The 17,210-nt window shown below is 37.5% G+C and carries 18 protein-coding genes and 1 tRNA gene; 15 read left to right on the top strand and 4 right to left on the bottom strand.

The genetic code is table 11. From position 1 onward, the window contains the following. Positions 1–102: 102 nt before the first annotated feature. The 4 genes from tgt to queA form a co-directional block, all read right to left on the bottom strand. Positions 103–1,233, bottom strand: coding sequence for a tRNA guanosine(34) transglycosylase Tgt (gene tgt / locus R2H34_RS13755; protein WP_004908968.1), 1,131 nt, complete (start codon positions 1,231–1,233; stop codon positions 103–105). A gap of 162 nt (positions 1,234–1,395) precedes the next feature. Then, a complete protein-coding gene (locus tag R2H34_RS13750) occupies positions 1,396–1,965 on the bottom strand; it encodes a LemA family protein (protein WP_004908965.1) in 570 nt (189 codons plus the stop codon). Positions 1,966–2,042: 77 nt separating this feature from the next. Next, on the bottom strand, positions 2,043–3,071 hold the full coding sequence (locus R2H34_RS13745) for a hypothetical protein (protein ID WP_125297720.1): 1,029 nt from the start codon (positions 3,069–3,071) through the stop codon (positions 2,043–2,045). A gap of 13 nt (positions 3,072–3,084) precedes the next feature. Further along, positions 3,085–4,122 (bottom strand): tRNA preQ1(34) S-adenosylmethionine ribosyltransferase-isomerase QueA, encoded by a 1,038-nt coding sequence (gene queA, locus R2H34_RS13740; RefSeq protein WP_004908961.1) that lies wholly within the window; start codon positions 4,120–4,122, stop codon positions 3,085–3,087. A 180-nt stretch (positions 4,123–4,302) separates the two neighbouring features. Between queA and R2H34_RS13735 the strand changes: the two genes are divergently transcribed. From R2H34_RS13735 to R2H34_RS13665, 15 genes are all read left to right on the top strand, one after another. Then, positions 4,303–4,389 (top strand) — tRNA-Leu (locus tag R2H34_RS13735). A 188-nt stretch (positions 4,390–4,577) separates the two neighbouring features. Next, positions 4,578–5,948, top strand: a complete 1,371-nt coding sequence (locus R2H34_RS13730) for a tyrosine-type recombinase/integrase (RefSeq protein WP_278345333.1) — start codon at positions 4,578–4,580, stop codon at positions 5,946–5,948. Between the two features lie 596 nt (positions 5,949–6,544). Continuing rightward, positions 6,545–7,282, top strand: coding sequence for a hypothetical protein (locus R2H34_RS13725; RefSeq protein ID WP_278345334.1), 738 nt, complete (start codon positions 6,545–6,547; stop codon positions 7,280–7,282). Between the two features lie 123 nt (positions 7,283–7,405). Beyond that, positions 7,406–7,642, top strand: a complete 237-nt coding sequence (locus R2H34_RS13720) for a transcriptional regulator (protein WP_278345335.1) — start codon at positions 7,406–7,408, stop codon at positions 7,640–7,642. Between the two features lie 15 nt (positions 7,643–7,657). Beyond that, positions 7,658–7,978 carry a helix-turn-helix transcriptional regulator gene (locus R2H34_RS13715; protein ID WP_278345336.1) on the top strand — a complete coding sequence of 107 codons (321 nt, stop codon included), beginning with the start codon at positions 7,658–7,660 and terminating at the stop codon, positions 7,976–7,978. Beyond that, positions 7,975–8,535, top strand: coding sequence for a hypothetical protein (locus tag R2H34_RS13710; protein WP_278345337.1), 561 nt, complete (start codon positions 7,975–7,977; stop codon positions 8,533–8,535). Before R2H34_RS13715 ends, R2H34_RS13710 begins: the two co-directional genes overlap by 4 nt. After that, on the top strand, positions 8,516–8,833 hold the full coding sequence (locus R2H34_RS13705; RefSeq protein WP_412176803.1) for a hypothetical protein: 318 nt from the start codon (positions 8,516–8,518) through the stop codon (positions 8,831–8,833). The genes R2H34_RS13710 and R2H34_RS13705 overlap by 20 nt, the downstream gene beginning before the upstream one ends. Continuing rightward, a complete protein-coding gene (locus R2H34_RS13700) occupies positions 8,826–9,113 on the top strand; it encodes a hypothetical protein (RefSeq protein WP_278345338.1) in 288 nt (95 codons plus the stop codon). Before R2H34_RS13705 ends, R2H34_RS13700 begins: the two co-directional genes overlap by 8 nt. 2 nt (positions 9,114–9,115) lie before the next feature. Next, positions 9,116–9,388 carry a pyocin activator PrtN family protein gene (locus R2H34_RS13695; RefSeq protein ID WP_278345339.1) on the top strand — a complete coding sequence of 91 codons (273 nt, stop codon included), beginning with the start codon at positions 9,116–9,118 and terminating at the stop codon, positions 9,386–9,388. A gap of 6 nt (positions 9,389–9,394) precedes the next feature. Beyond that, the gene (locus R2H34_RS13690) at positions 9,395–9,916 is read left to right on the top strand and encodes a hypothetical protein (RefSeq protein ID WP_278345340.1); all 522 of its coding nucleotides are present in this window, start codon (positions 9,395–9,397) and stop codon (positions 9,914–9,916) included. A 4-nt stretch (positions 9,917–9,920) separates the two neighbouring features. After that, entirely contained in the window at positions 9,921–10,256 is a 336-nt protein-coding gene (locus R2H34_RS13685) for a CHC2 zinc finger domain-containing protein (protein WP_278345341.1), read from the top strand. Beyond that, positions 10,253–12,790 (top strand): DUF927 domain-containing protein, encoded by a 2,538-nt coding sequence (locus R2H34_RS13680; protein ID WP_278345342.1) that lies wholly within the window; start codon positions 10,253–10,255, stop codon positions 12,788–12,790. The genes R2H34_RS13685 and R2H34_RS13680 overlap by 4 nt, the downstream gene beginning before the upstream one ends. Positions 12,791–12,850: 60 nt before the next feature. Further along, on the top strand, positions 12,851–13,498 hold the full coding sequence (locus tag R2H34_RS13675; protein WP_278345343.1) for a hypothetical protein: 648 nt from the start codon (positions 12,851–12,853) through the stop codon (positions 13,496–13,498). 1,077 nt (positions 13,499–14,575) lie between these two features. Next, positions 14,576–15,163, top strand: coding sequence for a recombinase family protein (locus R2H34_RS13670; RefSeq protein ID WP_278345344.1), 588 nt, complete (start codon positions 14,576–14,578; stop codon positions 15,161–15,163). A gap of 712 nt (positions 15,164–15,875) precedes the next feature. Continuing rightward, positions 15,876–17,147 carry a HAMP domain-containing sensor histidine kinase gene (locus R2H34_RS13665; RefSeq protein WP_318342310.1) on the top strand — a complete coding sequence of 424 codons (1,272 nt, stop codon included), beginning with the start codon at positions 15,876–15,878 and terminating at the stop codon, positions 17,145–17,147. Positions 17,148–17,210 lie beyond the last annotated feature (63 nt).

Here is a 17,210-nt window from a genome sequence, read left to right as displayed (position 1 = left end):
CTAATAAAAGATAAAGCGAAAAATTACGATTAAATTCCAATTCGTTTTGCAATGTACCTTGTCTTGCGTTTAGGCGCAAATCTTGATGCATTTACTTATACATTAATCTTCAGGGCAGGGTGGAACCTCTAAACCACGACGGGCATAAAAGTCCTGAACATACTCGTCAAACGTACCATTATCTAAAGCATCACGCATGCCTTGAGTAAGGCGTTGGTAATAACGTAAGTTATGAATCGTACCGAGCATCGATGCCAACATCTCACCGCACTTCTCTAAATGATATAAATAGGCACGAGTAAAGTTTTTACAAGTGTAACAGTCGCAATGAGGGTCTAAAGGTCCTTTATCATGACGATATTTGCTATTACGAATTCTTACCAGACCATCAGTGACAAAATAATGACCATTACGTGCATTACGGGTAGGCATTACGCAGTCAAACATATCAACACCGCGACGAACCGCTTCAACGATATCTTCTGGCTTACCTACACCCATCAAATAGCGAGGTTTATCCTGAGGCATTTTGTTTGGTAAATAATCAAGAACTTTGATCATTTCCTCTTTAGGTTCACCTACAGAGAGACCTCCAATCGCATAACCATCGAAACCGACTTCGAGTAAGCCTGCAAGAGATTCATCACGCAAATCCTCGTACATACCACCTTGAATGATGCCGAATAATGCATTTTTATTCTTAAGTTCATCGTGGTGGTGGGTTTTACAACGTTTTGCCCAACGTAAAGAAAGCTGTAATGATTTCTGAGCTTCTTCATGTGTTGCTGGATAAGGTGTGCATTCGTCAAAAATCATCACGATGTCTGAATTTAAGACGTGCTGAATTTCCATCGAAATTTCAGGAGATAAGAAAACTTTTGAACCGTCAATTGGAGAGCGGAAAGTCACGCCTTCCTCTTTGATTTTACGCATTGCACCCAAGCTAAATACTTGGAAACCACCAGAGTCAGTCAAAATTGGTTTATCCCATTGAATAAACTCGTGCAGACCGCCGTGCTCTTTAATCACTTCTAAGCCAGGGCGTAAATATAAATGGAAGGTGTTACCCAAAATAATTTGTGCTTGAATCTCTTCAATATCACGAGGCAACATGCCTTTTACAGTACCGTAAGTACCAACGGGCATAAATACAGGTGTCTCAACAACACCATGTTCTAAAGTGAGTCGACCACGACGGGCGCGCCCCGACTGACCTAATTTTTCAAATTGCATGACACCAATCCATCAAGGCGAAAAAACAGTTCGCTGATCAAAAACGGCTATTTTCCTTGATTATGGTGTGTAGTTCTACTACTAAATGTAGCTATAGAGAAAAAATAAAAAAGCCATTTCAAGATAAAGCTGAAATTGGCTTTTAAATGTTTAAATTTACTTTTAAAAATTTGGTCTATAGTCAAAATTATCAGTCGCTAAATTATCTTTGAAAGGACGAATTTCTTTCTTGGATAATGTCATTGTATTGATCAAATTATTTGGGAAAATCTGGATGTGATTGTTGAATAACTCAACATTACGGTTAAAGATCGTAATAGCAGCACCGACATTTTCATTTTGCTCCTGAATATCATCCATCATTTTGCTGTACAGCGTATCTGCTTTCAGCTCAGGATAATTTTCAACAACAACGTTGAGGCTGCGAATGAGTTCTTTGCTCATTTTTTCGATGCTTTGTAGTTGAGAAATATCAGTATCATTAACATTTAAATTAAGGATTTGCTGACGAAGCTCAGTTACTTTTTCTAATGTTGATTTTTCAAACTCAGTGTAACGGCTCAAGGTCGTTTCTAAAGATTCAAGCGTTTTAACTTTTTGACGTTCAAAATTAGCCACTTCTGACCACGCACGTTTGGTCGCATTAAAGTAGCGTACAATCGTATTGCGAATATGAATGCCCCATACAATCAAAAGAACAAAAATCCCCAAGAAAATAATTAAACCAGTCATGATTACCTCGTTATTGTTGCCTTAATGGAACAGCGTATATTCCATTTATCTTTGTTCTAAAAAGATTTATCGGCTATTTATTGAATTAAATTAAGCATCAATTGTTGGAAACGCTGATATTCAGGCATCGTCATGGTTCGTAAATGACCTCTCAATGCTGGTATATCGTGGATTGCATCATGTTTACTCGTGATTCGGAAAAGATCTTGTTCACCGAGATAACATAAAATCTGTTCTTCATGATGATAAATTAAATCACCTGAAAAATGTTCAAAAAAATCATGTAACTTGAGTGTCAAACTTGGGCTAATACTTTTTGCAAGTTGATGCTGATCTAGACCAAAAATATTGAGTTTCTGATTAATTAAAATATCACTGCTTTGCCATGAGCGAGTATACGGTTCAAAAAAACGAGAGCGCTGATCACTAATAGCAATGCCCAAATTCGGCATTTGAAAAACAAAAGCACCCCATAAATCTTTATGGATTTCTTTGACGATTTTTTTATCGCTATTGCCATCTTGCAAAATTGGCATTTCAGTTACGTAATGGTATTTAAAAATCAGGACTAGATGTTTAGTCGTTCCATCGTCCCAAACGGTAGAAGCATAATGTGTAATTTCATTTGATTCAGTTCCACGATTAAACAGTGGGAAAGATTGCTTCAATTTACTTATTACAAGTAATGGTTGCGCCTGAATCGGAAGATAAGCAGGGAGTTGTTGGAAGTTCAAACCATAACGAAGTTGAATTATTCTTTGTTCTAAATATTCAATCACTTGTTCAAGTGGTTGTTTTGACTCATAAAGTAGATAAGCAAGAAAACCTGTCAAAAAAGCACCCAAAAAACTCCAAATAAATTGTAGATGGGGGTGTAGAAAATATCCAAAGATTAAAGTACTTAGACTAATTGTTGCCAATAAATAAGGCAAAATATTAAAAAAACGTAGGCTGTGATCTTCACGCCACGGATGCAAGGCATCTAGTAATGCTTGATCCGTGTGTGATGATTGTCCCGCATCCCACAGCCGAGCGATATTGCGAAAAACTTGAGCATTTTTTTTACGTCTTATATGTAATGCTTGTTGTACTGTATCGATCGGCATAAGCGTATTTAAATCAAACGATTAATTTGTCTATTAGCATAGCATCACCGTAGCTAAAGAAACGATAACGTTCTTTAACTGCATGCTCATAAGCCGACAAAATGTTGTCTCGATTTGATAACGCAGAAACAAGCATTAAAAGTGTTGATTCGGGCAAATGGAAGTTGGTAATCAAACGATCGACGATACAGAATTGGTAGCCTGGATAAATGAAAATCTGAGTATCACCTGTCCATGCAGCAATTTTGCCATCATTTGCTTGAGCTGCACTTTCCAAGGCACGAGTTGCTGTCGTACCGACTGCAATCACTTTATTACCACGTGCTTTGGTTTCTAAAATAAGATCAATCGTTGATTGTGGAACATCACACCATTCACTGTGCATAATGTGATTGGTAATGTCAGTTGTACGGACTGGCATAAATGTGCCTGCACCGACATGCAAAGTCACAAATGTTTTTTGCACACCTTTTGCTGCTAATTTTTCTAATAAATCTTGGTCAAAGTGCAAACTTGCTGTTGGAGCAGCAACGCTAGCAATTTTTTCAGGATCGTGGAAAACCGTTTGATATCGTTCTGTATCAATTTCTTCTGCTTCACGATTGAAATAAGGGGGGATAGGGAGCTGACCGTATTGATCAAGTATCGATAAAATCGGTTGTGAAAACTCAACCACAAACAGGTTTTCATGGCGACCTTGTACCGTAACTGGAACTGAATCTTCACCGATATAAAGTTCTGCACCAGCTTTAGGTGAATTACTTGATTTAATATGACAGTGAGCTGTGTGTGTGTCCAGCATACGTTCAACAAGAACTTCAATTGCCCCACCAGTTGCACGTTTACCTTTCAAGCGAGCCTTCATGACTTTGGTATCATTTAATACGAGCAAATCACCCTCGTTTAATAAATCCAAAATATCAGTAAAGCTATGATCATGGTAATGACCTTGATCATCGATATGAAGTAAACGCGAAGCGCTACGGCTTTCTAGAGGATAGCGAGCTATAAGTTCATCAGGAAGATCAAATGAAAAGTCTGAAAGTTGCATACATCTAAAACATTGCAGAAATTGTGCGTAGTATAGTCTTTTTTGTATTTTTGCGCTGAGCTGCTGATAACTACCTAAGAAAAATAACTGAATGATTTAAAAGTGAACAATAAGTTAAAGATGGGGTTTGACAATAAAATCAAACAGGTTATCATACGCAACACAAAGCATCGCACTCTTCCCGAGGTGGTGAAATTGGTAGACGCGGCGGACTCAAAATCCGCTGTCAGAGATGACGTGTCGGTTCGAGTCCGACCCTCGGGACCACAGATATAAAATTATATGGCAACATATCGCATATAAGCTCCGAAAGCCCTGATAATTCAGGGCTTTGTTGTTTTTAAATGCCGAAACATACAAACATATACCACTATACAGCGTAAAATAATAAGGATACATTTGAGGATATATCCACTGCGGTCAACTTCCGTATCCTCATTCGGAGTAAAATCCTTATGGCTAAACAGATTAAGCCACTTTCTTCTACTCAATGCGATAGCGCAAAACCTAAAGAAAAAGACTACAACTTATATGATGGACAAGGCTTGATCTTGTTTGTCCGTAAAAATGGTTCAAAGGTCTGGAGATTCAAGTATAAACGTCCAAACGGCAAGGATGGGTTAATGACTCTGGGTAATTATCCAGCATTAACGCTTAGGGAAGCACGAGAGCGCCGAGCCATCTATTTAAACCAATTAGCCAATGATATTGACCCTATTCACCAAATAAAAATTGAAGCAGCTAAGAATAGTGATGAGTTTAGTTTTGAGCGTATTGCACGAGACTGGCATGCAGCTTATGTGGCTACAGGCAAGTGGAATAAGGATACAGCTCGAAAAGCCTTAAGTAACTTTGAAATGTATGTTTTTCCTGTGATCGGCAGCAAACCAATAGATACGATTAAAACCCGAGATTTATACAATGTCTTAAGCAAGATTGAGGAAAAGGGCTATTTAGAAATTGTGAGTAAAACCCGTCAAAGGTTCTCAGGTATTTTCGCTTATGCCATTACTAAAGGATATATTGACCTTAGCCCAGCAGTGGCATTAAGCGATGCGATTACCATCACCAGAAAGACAAAGCACTATCCTAAATTACCCCTGGTGCGATTACCTGAGTTTTTCAGCCGTTTAAGGAATGATGGGGGCAATCCAATTACTAAGCTTTGCTTAGAGTTTGCTTTGCATACCTTTGCCCGGTCTAGTGAGTTGCGTTTTGCACGTTGGACTGAGTTTGATTTTGATAAAAAGATATGGACCATACCGCCCACTAGAGAATTGATTGCTGGATATAAAGATTCTCACAGGGGCGCAAAGATGAAAGAAAAGCATCTTATTCCATTATCCCCACAAGCTTTGAAAATCATTAAAGAGATACAGATTTATAGCGGTATTTCCTTAAATGTATTCCCTAATAGTGTCGATATGAGTGGCTTTCTGAGTGAAAACACAGTCAACGATATGATCCGGCGTATGGGGTATAGCACACAGGATGACGTGTGCATTCATGGGTTTAGGGGTATGGCCTGCGGTGCTTTGATTGAAAGTACTTTGTTTACTGAGGATGCTGTAGAAAAACAAATGAGCCACCAGGAACGCAATGGCGTGAGATTGGCTTATATGCACCATGCCGAGTTCATGGAAGAACGCAAGATGATGCTTTGTTGGTGGAGTGATTATCTGGAAGCCAACCAAGAGAGATTTATCAGTCCAATGGTGTTTAGTCTTTCATTAATGGAGCAGGCAAAACAGGGCGTTATCAATATTAAATATGCGAAGTTGATTAAGCTTAAATTGGCTGAAATGACAAACTCATTCATTGCTTGATGGAGCTTAAATGACATACGCAAAAACAATCCTTAAATTGTCAATTTTGCCAAAACTCTAATTTTTCTATTTTACGGATATAGTGTTTTTTTGAGTGTTACAGGTGTTACAAGGTTACATCATTGTTTTTTAATGATTTAATTCTTAAAAGCTGTAACACTTTTTATTTTGTAGGTTACATGATTGTTTTTATTTAAATATTTTTAATTTAATGGACTTGGTTTTTCAGTTGTAACCTACTTTAAAACTGCTTTTTGAAGAATAAAAAGAATGGTGGTATGGTTTTAATTAATTGTTTTATATTAATAATTTTATAAATAAAAATTGAAACCACTTTTGTAACCTATTTTTTGCTGAATTTTGTATAGGGTGAATGGGTTACAGAATGGGAAATTGTCAGCTATATAAATGCTGGAAAGTCATAATGCTTGAATCAAGACGTTATTTATTGACTAAAATGACAATTTTATAGAGCAAGCTTTTACACCTTACATAGGCAAGATGGATGGTTTAATTTTTGCTGAATATATCTCTATATGCCACTATACCGAAATTAATCTATACTTTTTATTGGTAGAAATAGAGTGTTAAGTCTGATGGATATTTCAACTACAGAAAAAAGAAACAAATTCATTGAAAGTCTATCCAAGGACTTATGGATTGAATGGGTTCTATTAACTGCGGATATTAAAGCTTTTTATGCTAAAACACCTCCTCAATTAGATGCAGATGGAGATACCTTTTTTATTCTCAGTCTGTTAAAGACCGATGAAAAAGACTTAACAATTGATATTTTTAGGGAAGTATTTAAAAAGCATATTGAACAGGGGAAAGGAAAATTAAGAAAATTACGCCCATTTCCTGAAAACTATAGCCCACAAAATAAGTGCTTAACAAAAAGTGAAGATGCTGAGCTATCTTTTTATTTCGCTGTAAAAGCTTGTATTTCTGAATTTAAAAATGATGCGAATAAGAATTTTTTTGGATTGTCTAGAGCTATATTTCTGCATGGATATGCGGTTGGCTTAAGCAAAACAAAATCATTATCTATAATTTCCTATAATGAAATGGCTGATACTCATGATTTAGGAGGACAAGCAGTAGCAAATAAAGCAGAGTTAGCCAAACAACAGGTAGTGGCTTTATGGATCAATAGATTTGATAATCCAAGCTTAAAACCTAAACATAAAAAATTTAAAGCACAATTGGCACAATGGATAATTGAAAATCCTCAAATTATTACTGATCAAAAAGGAAATACCCTTACTAAAAATAATGGTGAGGCATGGTATACCGATAAAAACACTATTAGCGGTATTTTAGTTGGGTATTAAAAACCTGAATGGCTAGCCTTTCACTGGACATTCTAGTCCATCACATGCTAAGCAAGCTCGTCTGTTTTCTCTATTAAAAATCAATAACAAAATACCCTCATAAACCGATATGAGGGCTTATAAATGCAAATTCATGCTTTACCTACTCAAGCAACACCGCTACGAGTATCTCAAAAAACCACTTGTCAAATGTTAGACCTCACAGCAGAGGGACTACGCAAACTGATAGCCAAAGACCCAACATTCCCCAAACCCTACAAAGCTGGGCAGACACGCCAAGCTCCTGTTTATTTCGATTATGCGGAATTGGTGCAATGGCATAACAACCTGAAGCAAGCCAATGCAGCGCAACCGGTTTAATAAGGGAAATTGGTCATGACTAAACTTATAAAAATGGCACTGGCAGAAAAATATGGCATTACTGAATATTACCGTATGAATGACCTGGCCACTATTCCATATCGTCCCCCACGTATTCACCAATATAAATCAGGCATCAACAAAGGCAAAACCCGTGTGATCGGAGAGCGTAAAGCGAGTAAAGGCTTAATAGGTGTATCTGAGAAAACATTATGGGAATGGGTGCGTAAAGGTGAATTTCCCCAACCGATAAAACTAAGCCCAACCATTACCGTATGGCGTGCAACAGATATAGCCGAATGGATGCAATCCAAAGAAATGGAGAATAAACAATGACTAATTCTTTTCCAACGGATTCCGTTTCTGATTTACAGCAACAAATACAGCCAATCTATTGTCCTCATAAATTTTCATGGTTGACGCTTATTTGTTATCACCACCATGATGAAAATGATCATAGACGACCATTATTAAGTTTAGATGGTGATATGTTGTTTATCAAAGATGTACTTTCGACAGACCAATTTATTGATTTAAATCCATTAATGGATAGCTATGCTAAAAATTATGATGTTGTATTTATTTCATTTAATGCACGTATGTTGAAATATATTTCACTCATGGCACAAATTAAACCACTGGGTATAAAAATTCTTTGTGCGAATAAAGATACATCCATAGAAATGCCTCATTTAACAGTTGATGGGCATGACATGGAGTTTTATTTCCAAGAAATAACACCTGAGTGCTTTAACTTTGATGATGCTATTACATGGTTCAAGGGCAAACATGCTACAGCAAGTGTTATTGAGTTTAGTGCATTAGCAATTCGTCAACTGATTGCACTTGGCCAGCATACTAAGGAGGGTTTACGTGAAAACAATCCTTTCTAAGCTCAATGCCCTTGCAAACCAAGTCAAAGATTTATATCCTAAATATGTTCAATGCAAAATCATTGAATTAGCTTTGACAGGCTATAAAGTAAATGGCGTACAAACCGCTTCAAGTGGTTTTTTTGTGCGTAATATCTCTATGTGTTCGCATTTTATGGCGAAGCTGGAGAGGGACACTTTCGAGTGTGCTGGTCACCATTTACACCAGTCTGTCAACCCTTTTCAGTTTTGCCACCATTATTTGACAGTAATCGGCAAAACTTCATTTAAAGTAAATGGAGTGCATAATCATGCCTAATCAAAACAACATTCGTGCAACAGTCACTACCCACCGCAGCAATAACACCGCTTCATTTTTCATATCTCCAGACGATGCTACTCCCCAGGATTGCAGAAATGTATCCATACAGCTTGTAGGCCAAGCATTTGCCATTTTACAAGGTATTGATCGAAATGATTTGGATGGCTTTGCGGGAAAGCAGGTCGAAGCTGTACAGGATATTTTAGTTAGAGCGACTGAGGCACTGGAGTTATTGGATATTCAGAAAGCTGTAACTATGGCAAATGTTGGGGCTTGAATATGAGAGATTTAAAGCCTAATACATTGACTTTACTAATGTTTCGTTATCAATCGCCATATGTTCCCCTTGAGCGTGTAATTGAAGATTTTTTTACACATTTAAGTCTTGAAGTCGCAAAAAGACGGGCGCTAAAGCAAGATTTACCCTTTCCTGTATTTCGTGCTGAAAAGTCGGCTAAAGCACCTTATTTGGTCCGCATAGAAGAACTTGCATTGTATTTAGATAAGCAAGCCGAAATAGCTAATCAAGACTTCAAAAACATGAATGGATAATAAGATATGAACACTTGTGTTGAACTCCCAAAAAATGAAAATGTAGCCAGTAAAGTTTTGATGGATATGTATAAGGTTAATCAAGACTATATCCAGCGTTTAAACGAAATTGGAAATTTACATAAAGTAGTTTGCCGACTGATCCACAATGACAAAAATATCACAGGCCTATATAGCCTAATTCAAGCCAATCTGCATGCCGTCAATAAATGGCTTGACGATTTAGAGCAATGGCAAGGAATGATTGACCAAGCCGAATTAAAGGGCAGTTTGGATAGTCTGGCATGCAGTATTTATGACGATTACGTATTTTATGAGGTAGATGCACAGCATTTTGAAAATATTGCTGTAATCGCAATTCAGGAAGCGGAAAAGATAAAGTCGATATTAGAACATAGTTGTAGCTATGAAATGGTTAAGCAGCTCATTGCGACCATTAAACGCCAAGCAAGCCAATTCAAAGCCGATTTATGTGCAGAAACGGACAGTTTACCCGAGCTGTACCCAAGCGTATTAAAAGGAGCGTAGCAGAATGAAGAAAGCGCACCCTACGCTAGGGAAATACCGAAACACCAATACCGATAAGCCAAAGAAATTTGGCTTAAATCGGTCATTACTCCCTGATCCTATCGAATATTTAACCGCTAGAGGCTACGCCATCAAAGGTCGTGGCGAATGGCGAGAAATGATTTGTCCTTTCCATGATGACAGTACCCCAAGCCTACGCATTAACAGCCGTAAAGGTTGCTTTAAATGTATGGCTTGCGAAGCCAAAGGCGGTGATCTGATTGCATTTCACCAGTTGCTAACAGGTAAGTCTTTTATCGAAGCATGCAAAGACCTGGGCGCATGGGAGAATGACAAATGACCGAATTTTTAGATTATCAGGAAGTCCAGGAACAAGCTTTTCTCCATGCTCAAAAGCTGGCAGAACGTGAGGTTAAAAACGGTTATCAGTTTGAGTATTTATTTAGCTATACCAATGGCCACGGTATGCCGGTTTATTGGAAAGTGAGAGCCAAAAATCACCATACAGGTGATAAATGGATACGTGTATTTTCCAGTGGCGAACGTGGCTTTAAATTTGGTGACCCTATTTTCACAGAGATGTACCCAGTTGGGCAGGGTAAAAAGCCGTTATACGCCCTAGAGCATGTACTAGGTGTTATTGAAAAACAGCCCATTTATATTGTAGAGGGTGAGCAAAAAGCCGACTTTATTAATTCATTGGGCCTAACTGCTACAACATGCGGAGGCAGTGGGAACACGGATAAAACAGACCTGAAACCCTTGGCTGGAAATTCAATTGTAATTTGGCCAGATAATGATAAAGCTGGGACCAAGTTTTTTAACGAAATTGCCCAGCAGCTTGATGGTTTAGGTTGTGATATTCGATATATCGTTTTGGATGGGCTGAATTTGCCTGAAAAAGGCGATGTAATGGATTGGGTTGATCTACGTAAGCAACAAGGATTAGCCACAACAGCAAGCGATATTACAGCCTTAATCACAGCACAGTATGAGCCACCATCACCAAGCGACAATTTACCTGATGGTATGCTTGCGGAACCAATGGAATGGGAAAACGGTAGTTTTGAAATCCATGATAAAGGCGTGTTCTACATTGAAAAGCTAAAAAATGGTGAATATCGGGAACGCTTTATCTCCAGTCCAATTTTAGTGACGGCTAAAACTAGGGATAACACCAGTAACAACTGGGGGCGTTTATTGCAGTGGCAAGACGATGCTTTCATTCATCATACCTGGGCTGTACCGAATGAGCTATTTCAAGGTGATGGAACAGAATCACGAAAAGCCCTATCCAATCAGGGTGTGATTATTACACCTGACCGCAGAGGCAGAGAGCTTTTTCAAATCTATTTAATGAGCTATCCAGTCGATAAATTCGCTTTATGTGTGGATAGTGTCGGTTGGCATGGTCATCGTTATGTATTGCCGACTGAAACCTATAGCAATCCAGCCACGAAACATGATGAAGTCATTGTTTATCAGCGTACCGATGGCCTAGATAACCGTTTTCAATTCAAAGGTGATCTTGAGGCCTGGAAAAGCGGGGTAAGTTTATTACTAGAAAGTCATTCTAAACTTGTATTTAGCGTGGCATGTGCATTTGCTGGGCAATTACTTGAGCCATTGAATCAACAAGGCGGTGGTTTTCATATCAATGGCACATCATCAAAAGGCAAAAGTACCGCTATTTATCTTGCCTGTAGCGTCTGGGGACATCCTAAAGAGTATTACCGTACTTGGCGATCTACAGGAAATGCCTTAGAGCAAACAGCCTTTATGCATAATGATGGTTTTTTGGTATTGGATGAAATTGGTGAAGCAAGTGCCAAAGATATAGGACAAACAGTGTACATGCTTGCCAATGGTCAAGGTAAGGCGCGTATGGCACGTACAGCGATAGCCAAAGCACCACAGCAATGGCGTGTTTTGTTCTTATCCAGTGGCGAAAAGACCTTTAAAGAGATTCTAAACGAGATCGGGCAAACGGCTAAACTCGGACAAGAAATCCGATTACCTGAAATTAGTTTAGATACTTGTGAATATGGTGTATTTGACCTTGTGGACTTTGCCCCTGATGCTTCCCAACAAGCCAATATGCTGTATGAAAATTCAGTTAATGCGTATGGTGTGGCTGGTAAGGCTTGGCTTGAATATTTGACTCATGATAAAGGTCAATTGACTGAAACCGCTTTAAAAATGTATCAGCAATATAAATCAAAACTGACTCCCGATAATGCACAAGGGCATATTGCCCGGGTAGCTTCGCGTTTTGCTGTGGTTGCTGTGGCGGGTGAGCTGGCAACACAGGCCAACATCACTGGCTGGAAGAAGGGCAGAGCTTTAGAGGCAGTAACAAGTGTATTTAAAACTTGGCTTAATAGCTTTGAGATGGTCGGGGACTTTGAGGATCGGCAGATACTCCAGCAGGTCCGGGCATTTTTTGAGGCGAACGGAAACAGCCGTTTCGATACCTTGATCGAAGGTAATAAGCGTGCAAGCTATGGCAGTATGGACCATGCAGACGATACAAGCGCCGATACAAAGAGCTTTAGAGAAAAGACTATTTATAGGGTGGGTTATAAAGTTGTAAATACCCAACAGCGTGAAACCCTACGGTATTTGTTCTTTAAAGAGCAGTTTAAACAAGAACTTTGCACAGGTTTTGACCCTAAAAAAGTTGCTAAAGTGCTTAAAAAACATGGCTGGTTAGATTGTGCCAATGGCAAAACAACCAAACAGGAACGCACTCCAGAAAGTAAAAATCCAGTTTGGTTATATGTATTCAATACCTCAATGTTTAGCTATGACATTGAGAAAGCCACCAATCCATATACGGATGACCTAAACACAGGCACAACCATAGATATTTAACTCAATTATAGGCTGTACGTGCATTAACGCCGTACAGTCTTTTTATTGGTGATCTTAATAATGAATATTGCACAGTTAATTAGCCAAGTTTTACAGCACTATGGCGCAAGTCTTGAGTTGATCAATAATCAATTTTTACGTTTACATCATTCTGGTGATATGCCCCAGCAATGCACAGACCTTGTACGTAAATATAAATCACAGCTAATACACCGTTTACGGCTTCAATCATGTTACGAGCTATTGGAGTATATCCAGCAAGAAGGTGTAGAAATAGAGCTAATAGATAGCCAAACCTTGCGTTTGCATCATACCGAATGCATCACAGACATGGAAATACAGAAAGTTAAGCAGTCTAAAGCGGACATTATTAAAATACTAAGTAATTTGACGGTATCAAATACTGAAGGATTGGACCTAGATATACAGCAAGAAGTAATACAGACCTATTTTGATCGGCTGGAGCGACACCGTAGCAACTTGCGTAAAATTAATAATCCTGTAGAAAATGCCCTGGTGAAACCGGAGCATGTACGGCAAGATCTAATACAGAAATTCCTAGTAAATCAAGAGCAAGCCCAGCATCTGATTAATGCTTTAATTGAGCAGAATGTATTCTATTACGACAACAATTTTAGATTCTATTTATTCCCTAATTTCACGCACCCAGCAATGACCGCTTTTCAGCACCACAATAGCTTTGCCTAAGCTGATTAAACCAACTTTATGTTGAATTTGTGCCGTAGGGTGGCAAGGGCGAGGTTACTTATTCCGAAATTTTGGCACTGTTTTGTAATGTAGTTTATAAACCCAGTTATGCCAGGCATGAGAACACATCAAATTTATTCAGAATCATAAAAAACATAAATAATTTAGCCCTAATCCTTTCAAAGTTTATTTACTTTTATAAAAATCAGAAATTTTTTTATACGTGAGGAAGGAGGGCGGTGTCCGCTTAAGGCGAGTTGAGATATTTTCATGCCCCCCATGCCTTAAAATGTACCCCATGTAACACGATTCAAAGGCTCAGGATGTTACAGATAAATCTATATAAAACAGTCTTGTAACCTGTGTAACACTTGTAACATCTTAAAAATGATAGATATGTGTAGCAGAGTAGATATAACTATAATTAATTGAATAAAAACTAAATAAGATATTGATATATAAGTAATTTTATAAATATAAGTAAGTTTGTATATGTATATATATTCATCATTATTCATATTGATAAATTAAAAAGACTATATAAAACAGTCTTGTAACCTGTGTAACACTTGTAACATACTTAAAATATGATATTTAAACTATTGGCAAAACCTACCATATTTTTAATATTTCACTCTTTTTGCACCAATATGAACCCATAAATAATACCCCCCTCCCTTCGAATTTTGACCAAGAGAAAATTTCATGGGGGGACGGTCTTTAAATGAGTATACCTTTTAGACTTTTGACCCCATATCCCTCTTGCAAGGTGATTAAGTCAGATCATGCAGGTGGTCAGGTAACTGCATCACAGTCAAAAATTTCGGAAAGGTATTTCCCCTTGCCAAAGGGAACACCACGGCAAAACCATTAATGTGGTTTTAAGAATGAACAAAGGCAGTTACACGGTGCATCAATTGAGGTGTGATACTTGATATGAACCTATCATTGCACTATACCCAAAAGATAATTTGATAATTTTATTTAGCAAACTATCATTTAAGTTGTTTACTTAGTTAAATGATAGTTTTATCATAGATCATATTAAATGATAGCTATATGATAAAGGCTAATGATATGACAATTCGTATTTATGTGAGAGCCAGCACCAAAGATCAAGATGCAGAACGAGCATTGAGCGATCTAGTTTTATTCAGCCAAAGCTATGGCGATCAATACAGCACATACATAGAAAACTATTCAGGTACGAAGCTAGAACGCCCAGCATTAAACCAATTACTTACAGAGGCAAATAAGGGCGACATTCTTTTAGTTGAAAGTGTGGATAGACTTAGCCGACTATCACAGGATGATTTTGCAATTCTAAAAGATAAGATCAAGGCTAAAGGCTTGCGTTTAATCGTTGCTGATCTACCGACTACACATACAACTAATGAAGGTATGACAGGTGAGATATTGAATGTCATCAATGCAATGCTCATTGATCTATTGGCAACAATGGCGAAGCTAGACAATGACAAACGCAAGGAAAGAATCAAGCAGGGCTTGGCACGTTCGGGATATGTGCCTACTGGAAAGAAAGCCAATACAGCTAAACATGAGCGCATTAAACAATTATTGAGCAAAGGTGACATGACTAAAGAAGAAATTGCAAAGGCTGTAAGTGTAGGAATTGCAACAGTTTACCGAGTAGCTAAGGAATAAATAATAAGGATACGATTAAGGATATAATTTTACTTATATAAATATAATTTATTTATATCAGTATCTTATTGATATAACCGAGTCCGACCCTCGGGACCAAGATTCAAAGACCCCAAGCTGGTATTAAAGGCTTGGGGTTTTTTAATGCCGAAACATTTTTAATTTAAAATTTTATTCCGACAATAAATATAAAAGAGTATTGAGTGTTAGATTTAATTATAAAAGTATGACAAATTCTTTTAACGATCTTGCAGCTCTTTGTTCGGTTAGATAAAGCAAAAAGATTTACTTATAGATTGAAATTCTATTGAGAGCAGTGAGCAGCGATAACTGATTATATCGACAATTATTATGAATAAGACAAAGAGAAGATTGTAAAGGATTGTGCTGCTCAGGCTTTAGTGTGTTCTGAAAAGGTAAGCCATCTTGAAGTTAATTAGTTCATTAAAGAATACCCATAAAGTCTTTTTACTATGATCAGATGCGATAATAGAAATATATGATGATTTAAACATTCAACATGTAGCTAAAAATAAATCTTCGATTCATAATTCAATACGTTTAAATTTAATGAAATTTCACGTTTTGTTGCGAATTGATCTAATCAAGAATTGCCTTTTATGTTAAAGTTTGTTAATAGTAGTGATAGTTTTCACATTTTTTCTTATTAAAACGTAAATAACCGAATAACGATAATATCCGAGAGGCAAGCATGGCTATTCAATTACTAGAATTACAGCAAGCCGACAAGTTAAGTGCTTGTAAAATTTCTCTTTCTTTGGGTCTCACTTCAGAGCAAAATTTGCTTGAACAGTTCTTACAATTCAATAAAACATTAATGCAAGTCGGTAAAGCTTTACTTATTTTTCATCAAGAGCCTTATTTTTGGCATCACTGTTCAGAAAAGTTGACTGCAATTGACGCTATAAAAGTCACGAAAAGTTTGAATACTCTATTTGTAAATAATGATTTTATTGATGAAGCTCATCCACATTATTCAAATTTACTTTCGTTTGTACATGCGTTGAAATCTAAAGCACAATCCCTTGTCGCTGTTCATCTGAGGCATCCAGATCAGACCTCTTTAGGTTATCTAATTTTGTTTGATGAAGCTGTCCGAGATTTTAGTGCAGTTCAAAAACAACTTTTACAAGACCATTGTAAAAGCTTTATGCAAAAACTTGAATTGAAACTCAATCACGATGAACTCAAAGAATTATACGAACAAGAGTCCGCATTAAATTTTAGCAAGACAAAATTCTTTTCTATTATTTCCCATGATTTACGCGCTCCCTTCCATGGTTTATTGGGTTTTTCAGAGATTTTGGCTAAAGAGCGCGATACATTGGATGAATCTAGTATCCAAAACATCGCTGACTATCTCTATGAGACGTTACAGTCGACTTACAACCTGTTGGAAAGTTTGTTGAATTGGGCAATGGCTGAAGGTGGGCGTTTTGTATATCACCCAATAAATTTTAAATTAAGACAAATTACCGATATCGTGACAGATATTTTAAAAACCTTAGCGTTGAAGAAAAATATCCAATTGATCAATGAAGTAGATGAGAGTCTTAAAATCTATGCAGATATGAATATGGTGACTTCTTTGATCCAAAACCTTGTTTCAAATGCATTGAAATTTACGGATACGGATGGCGCAGGAAAAGTTTATATTCAAGCCCAACCTCAGGGCGAATTCGTGGAAATACGAGTGAAAGATTCTGGTTTGGGAATGACAGAAGAACAGATACAGAATTTATTTCAACCACGTATGACGGTGAGTTTAAAGGGCACAGCTGGTGAAAAAGGTGCGGGTTTAGGGCTTTCTTTGTGTAAGCGTTTTGTTGAGCTGAACCATGGTGAAATCAGTGTGACATCTCAAGAAGGTGAGGGCACCGTCTTTAAAGTTCGCTTACCTGCTGAACGCCAAAATGCTGAATTATCTACCGAACAACATAAATCGAAAGCGAAATTAGTCTAAAGTGATTTTAAAGATAACGATGTAACTGATATAACTACTAGAGATGACCTGACATCAGTTGAG

Origin of the sequence: Acinetobacter sp. 16, from assembly GCF_033439925.1 — a bacterium.
Classification (GTDB): domain Bacteria; phylum Pseudomonadota; class Gammaproteobacteria; order Pseudomonadales; family Moraxellaceae; genus Acinetobacter; species Acinetobacter junii.
Note: the sequence above shows the minus strand (reverse complement) of the source record. Positions and strands in the feature narration are given on the sequence as shown.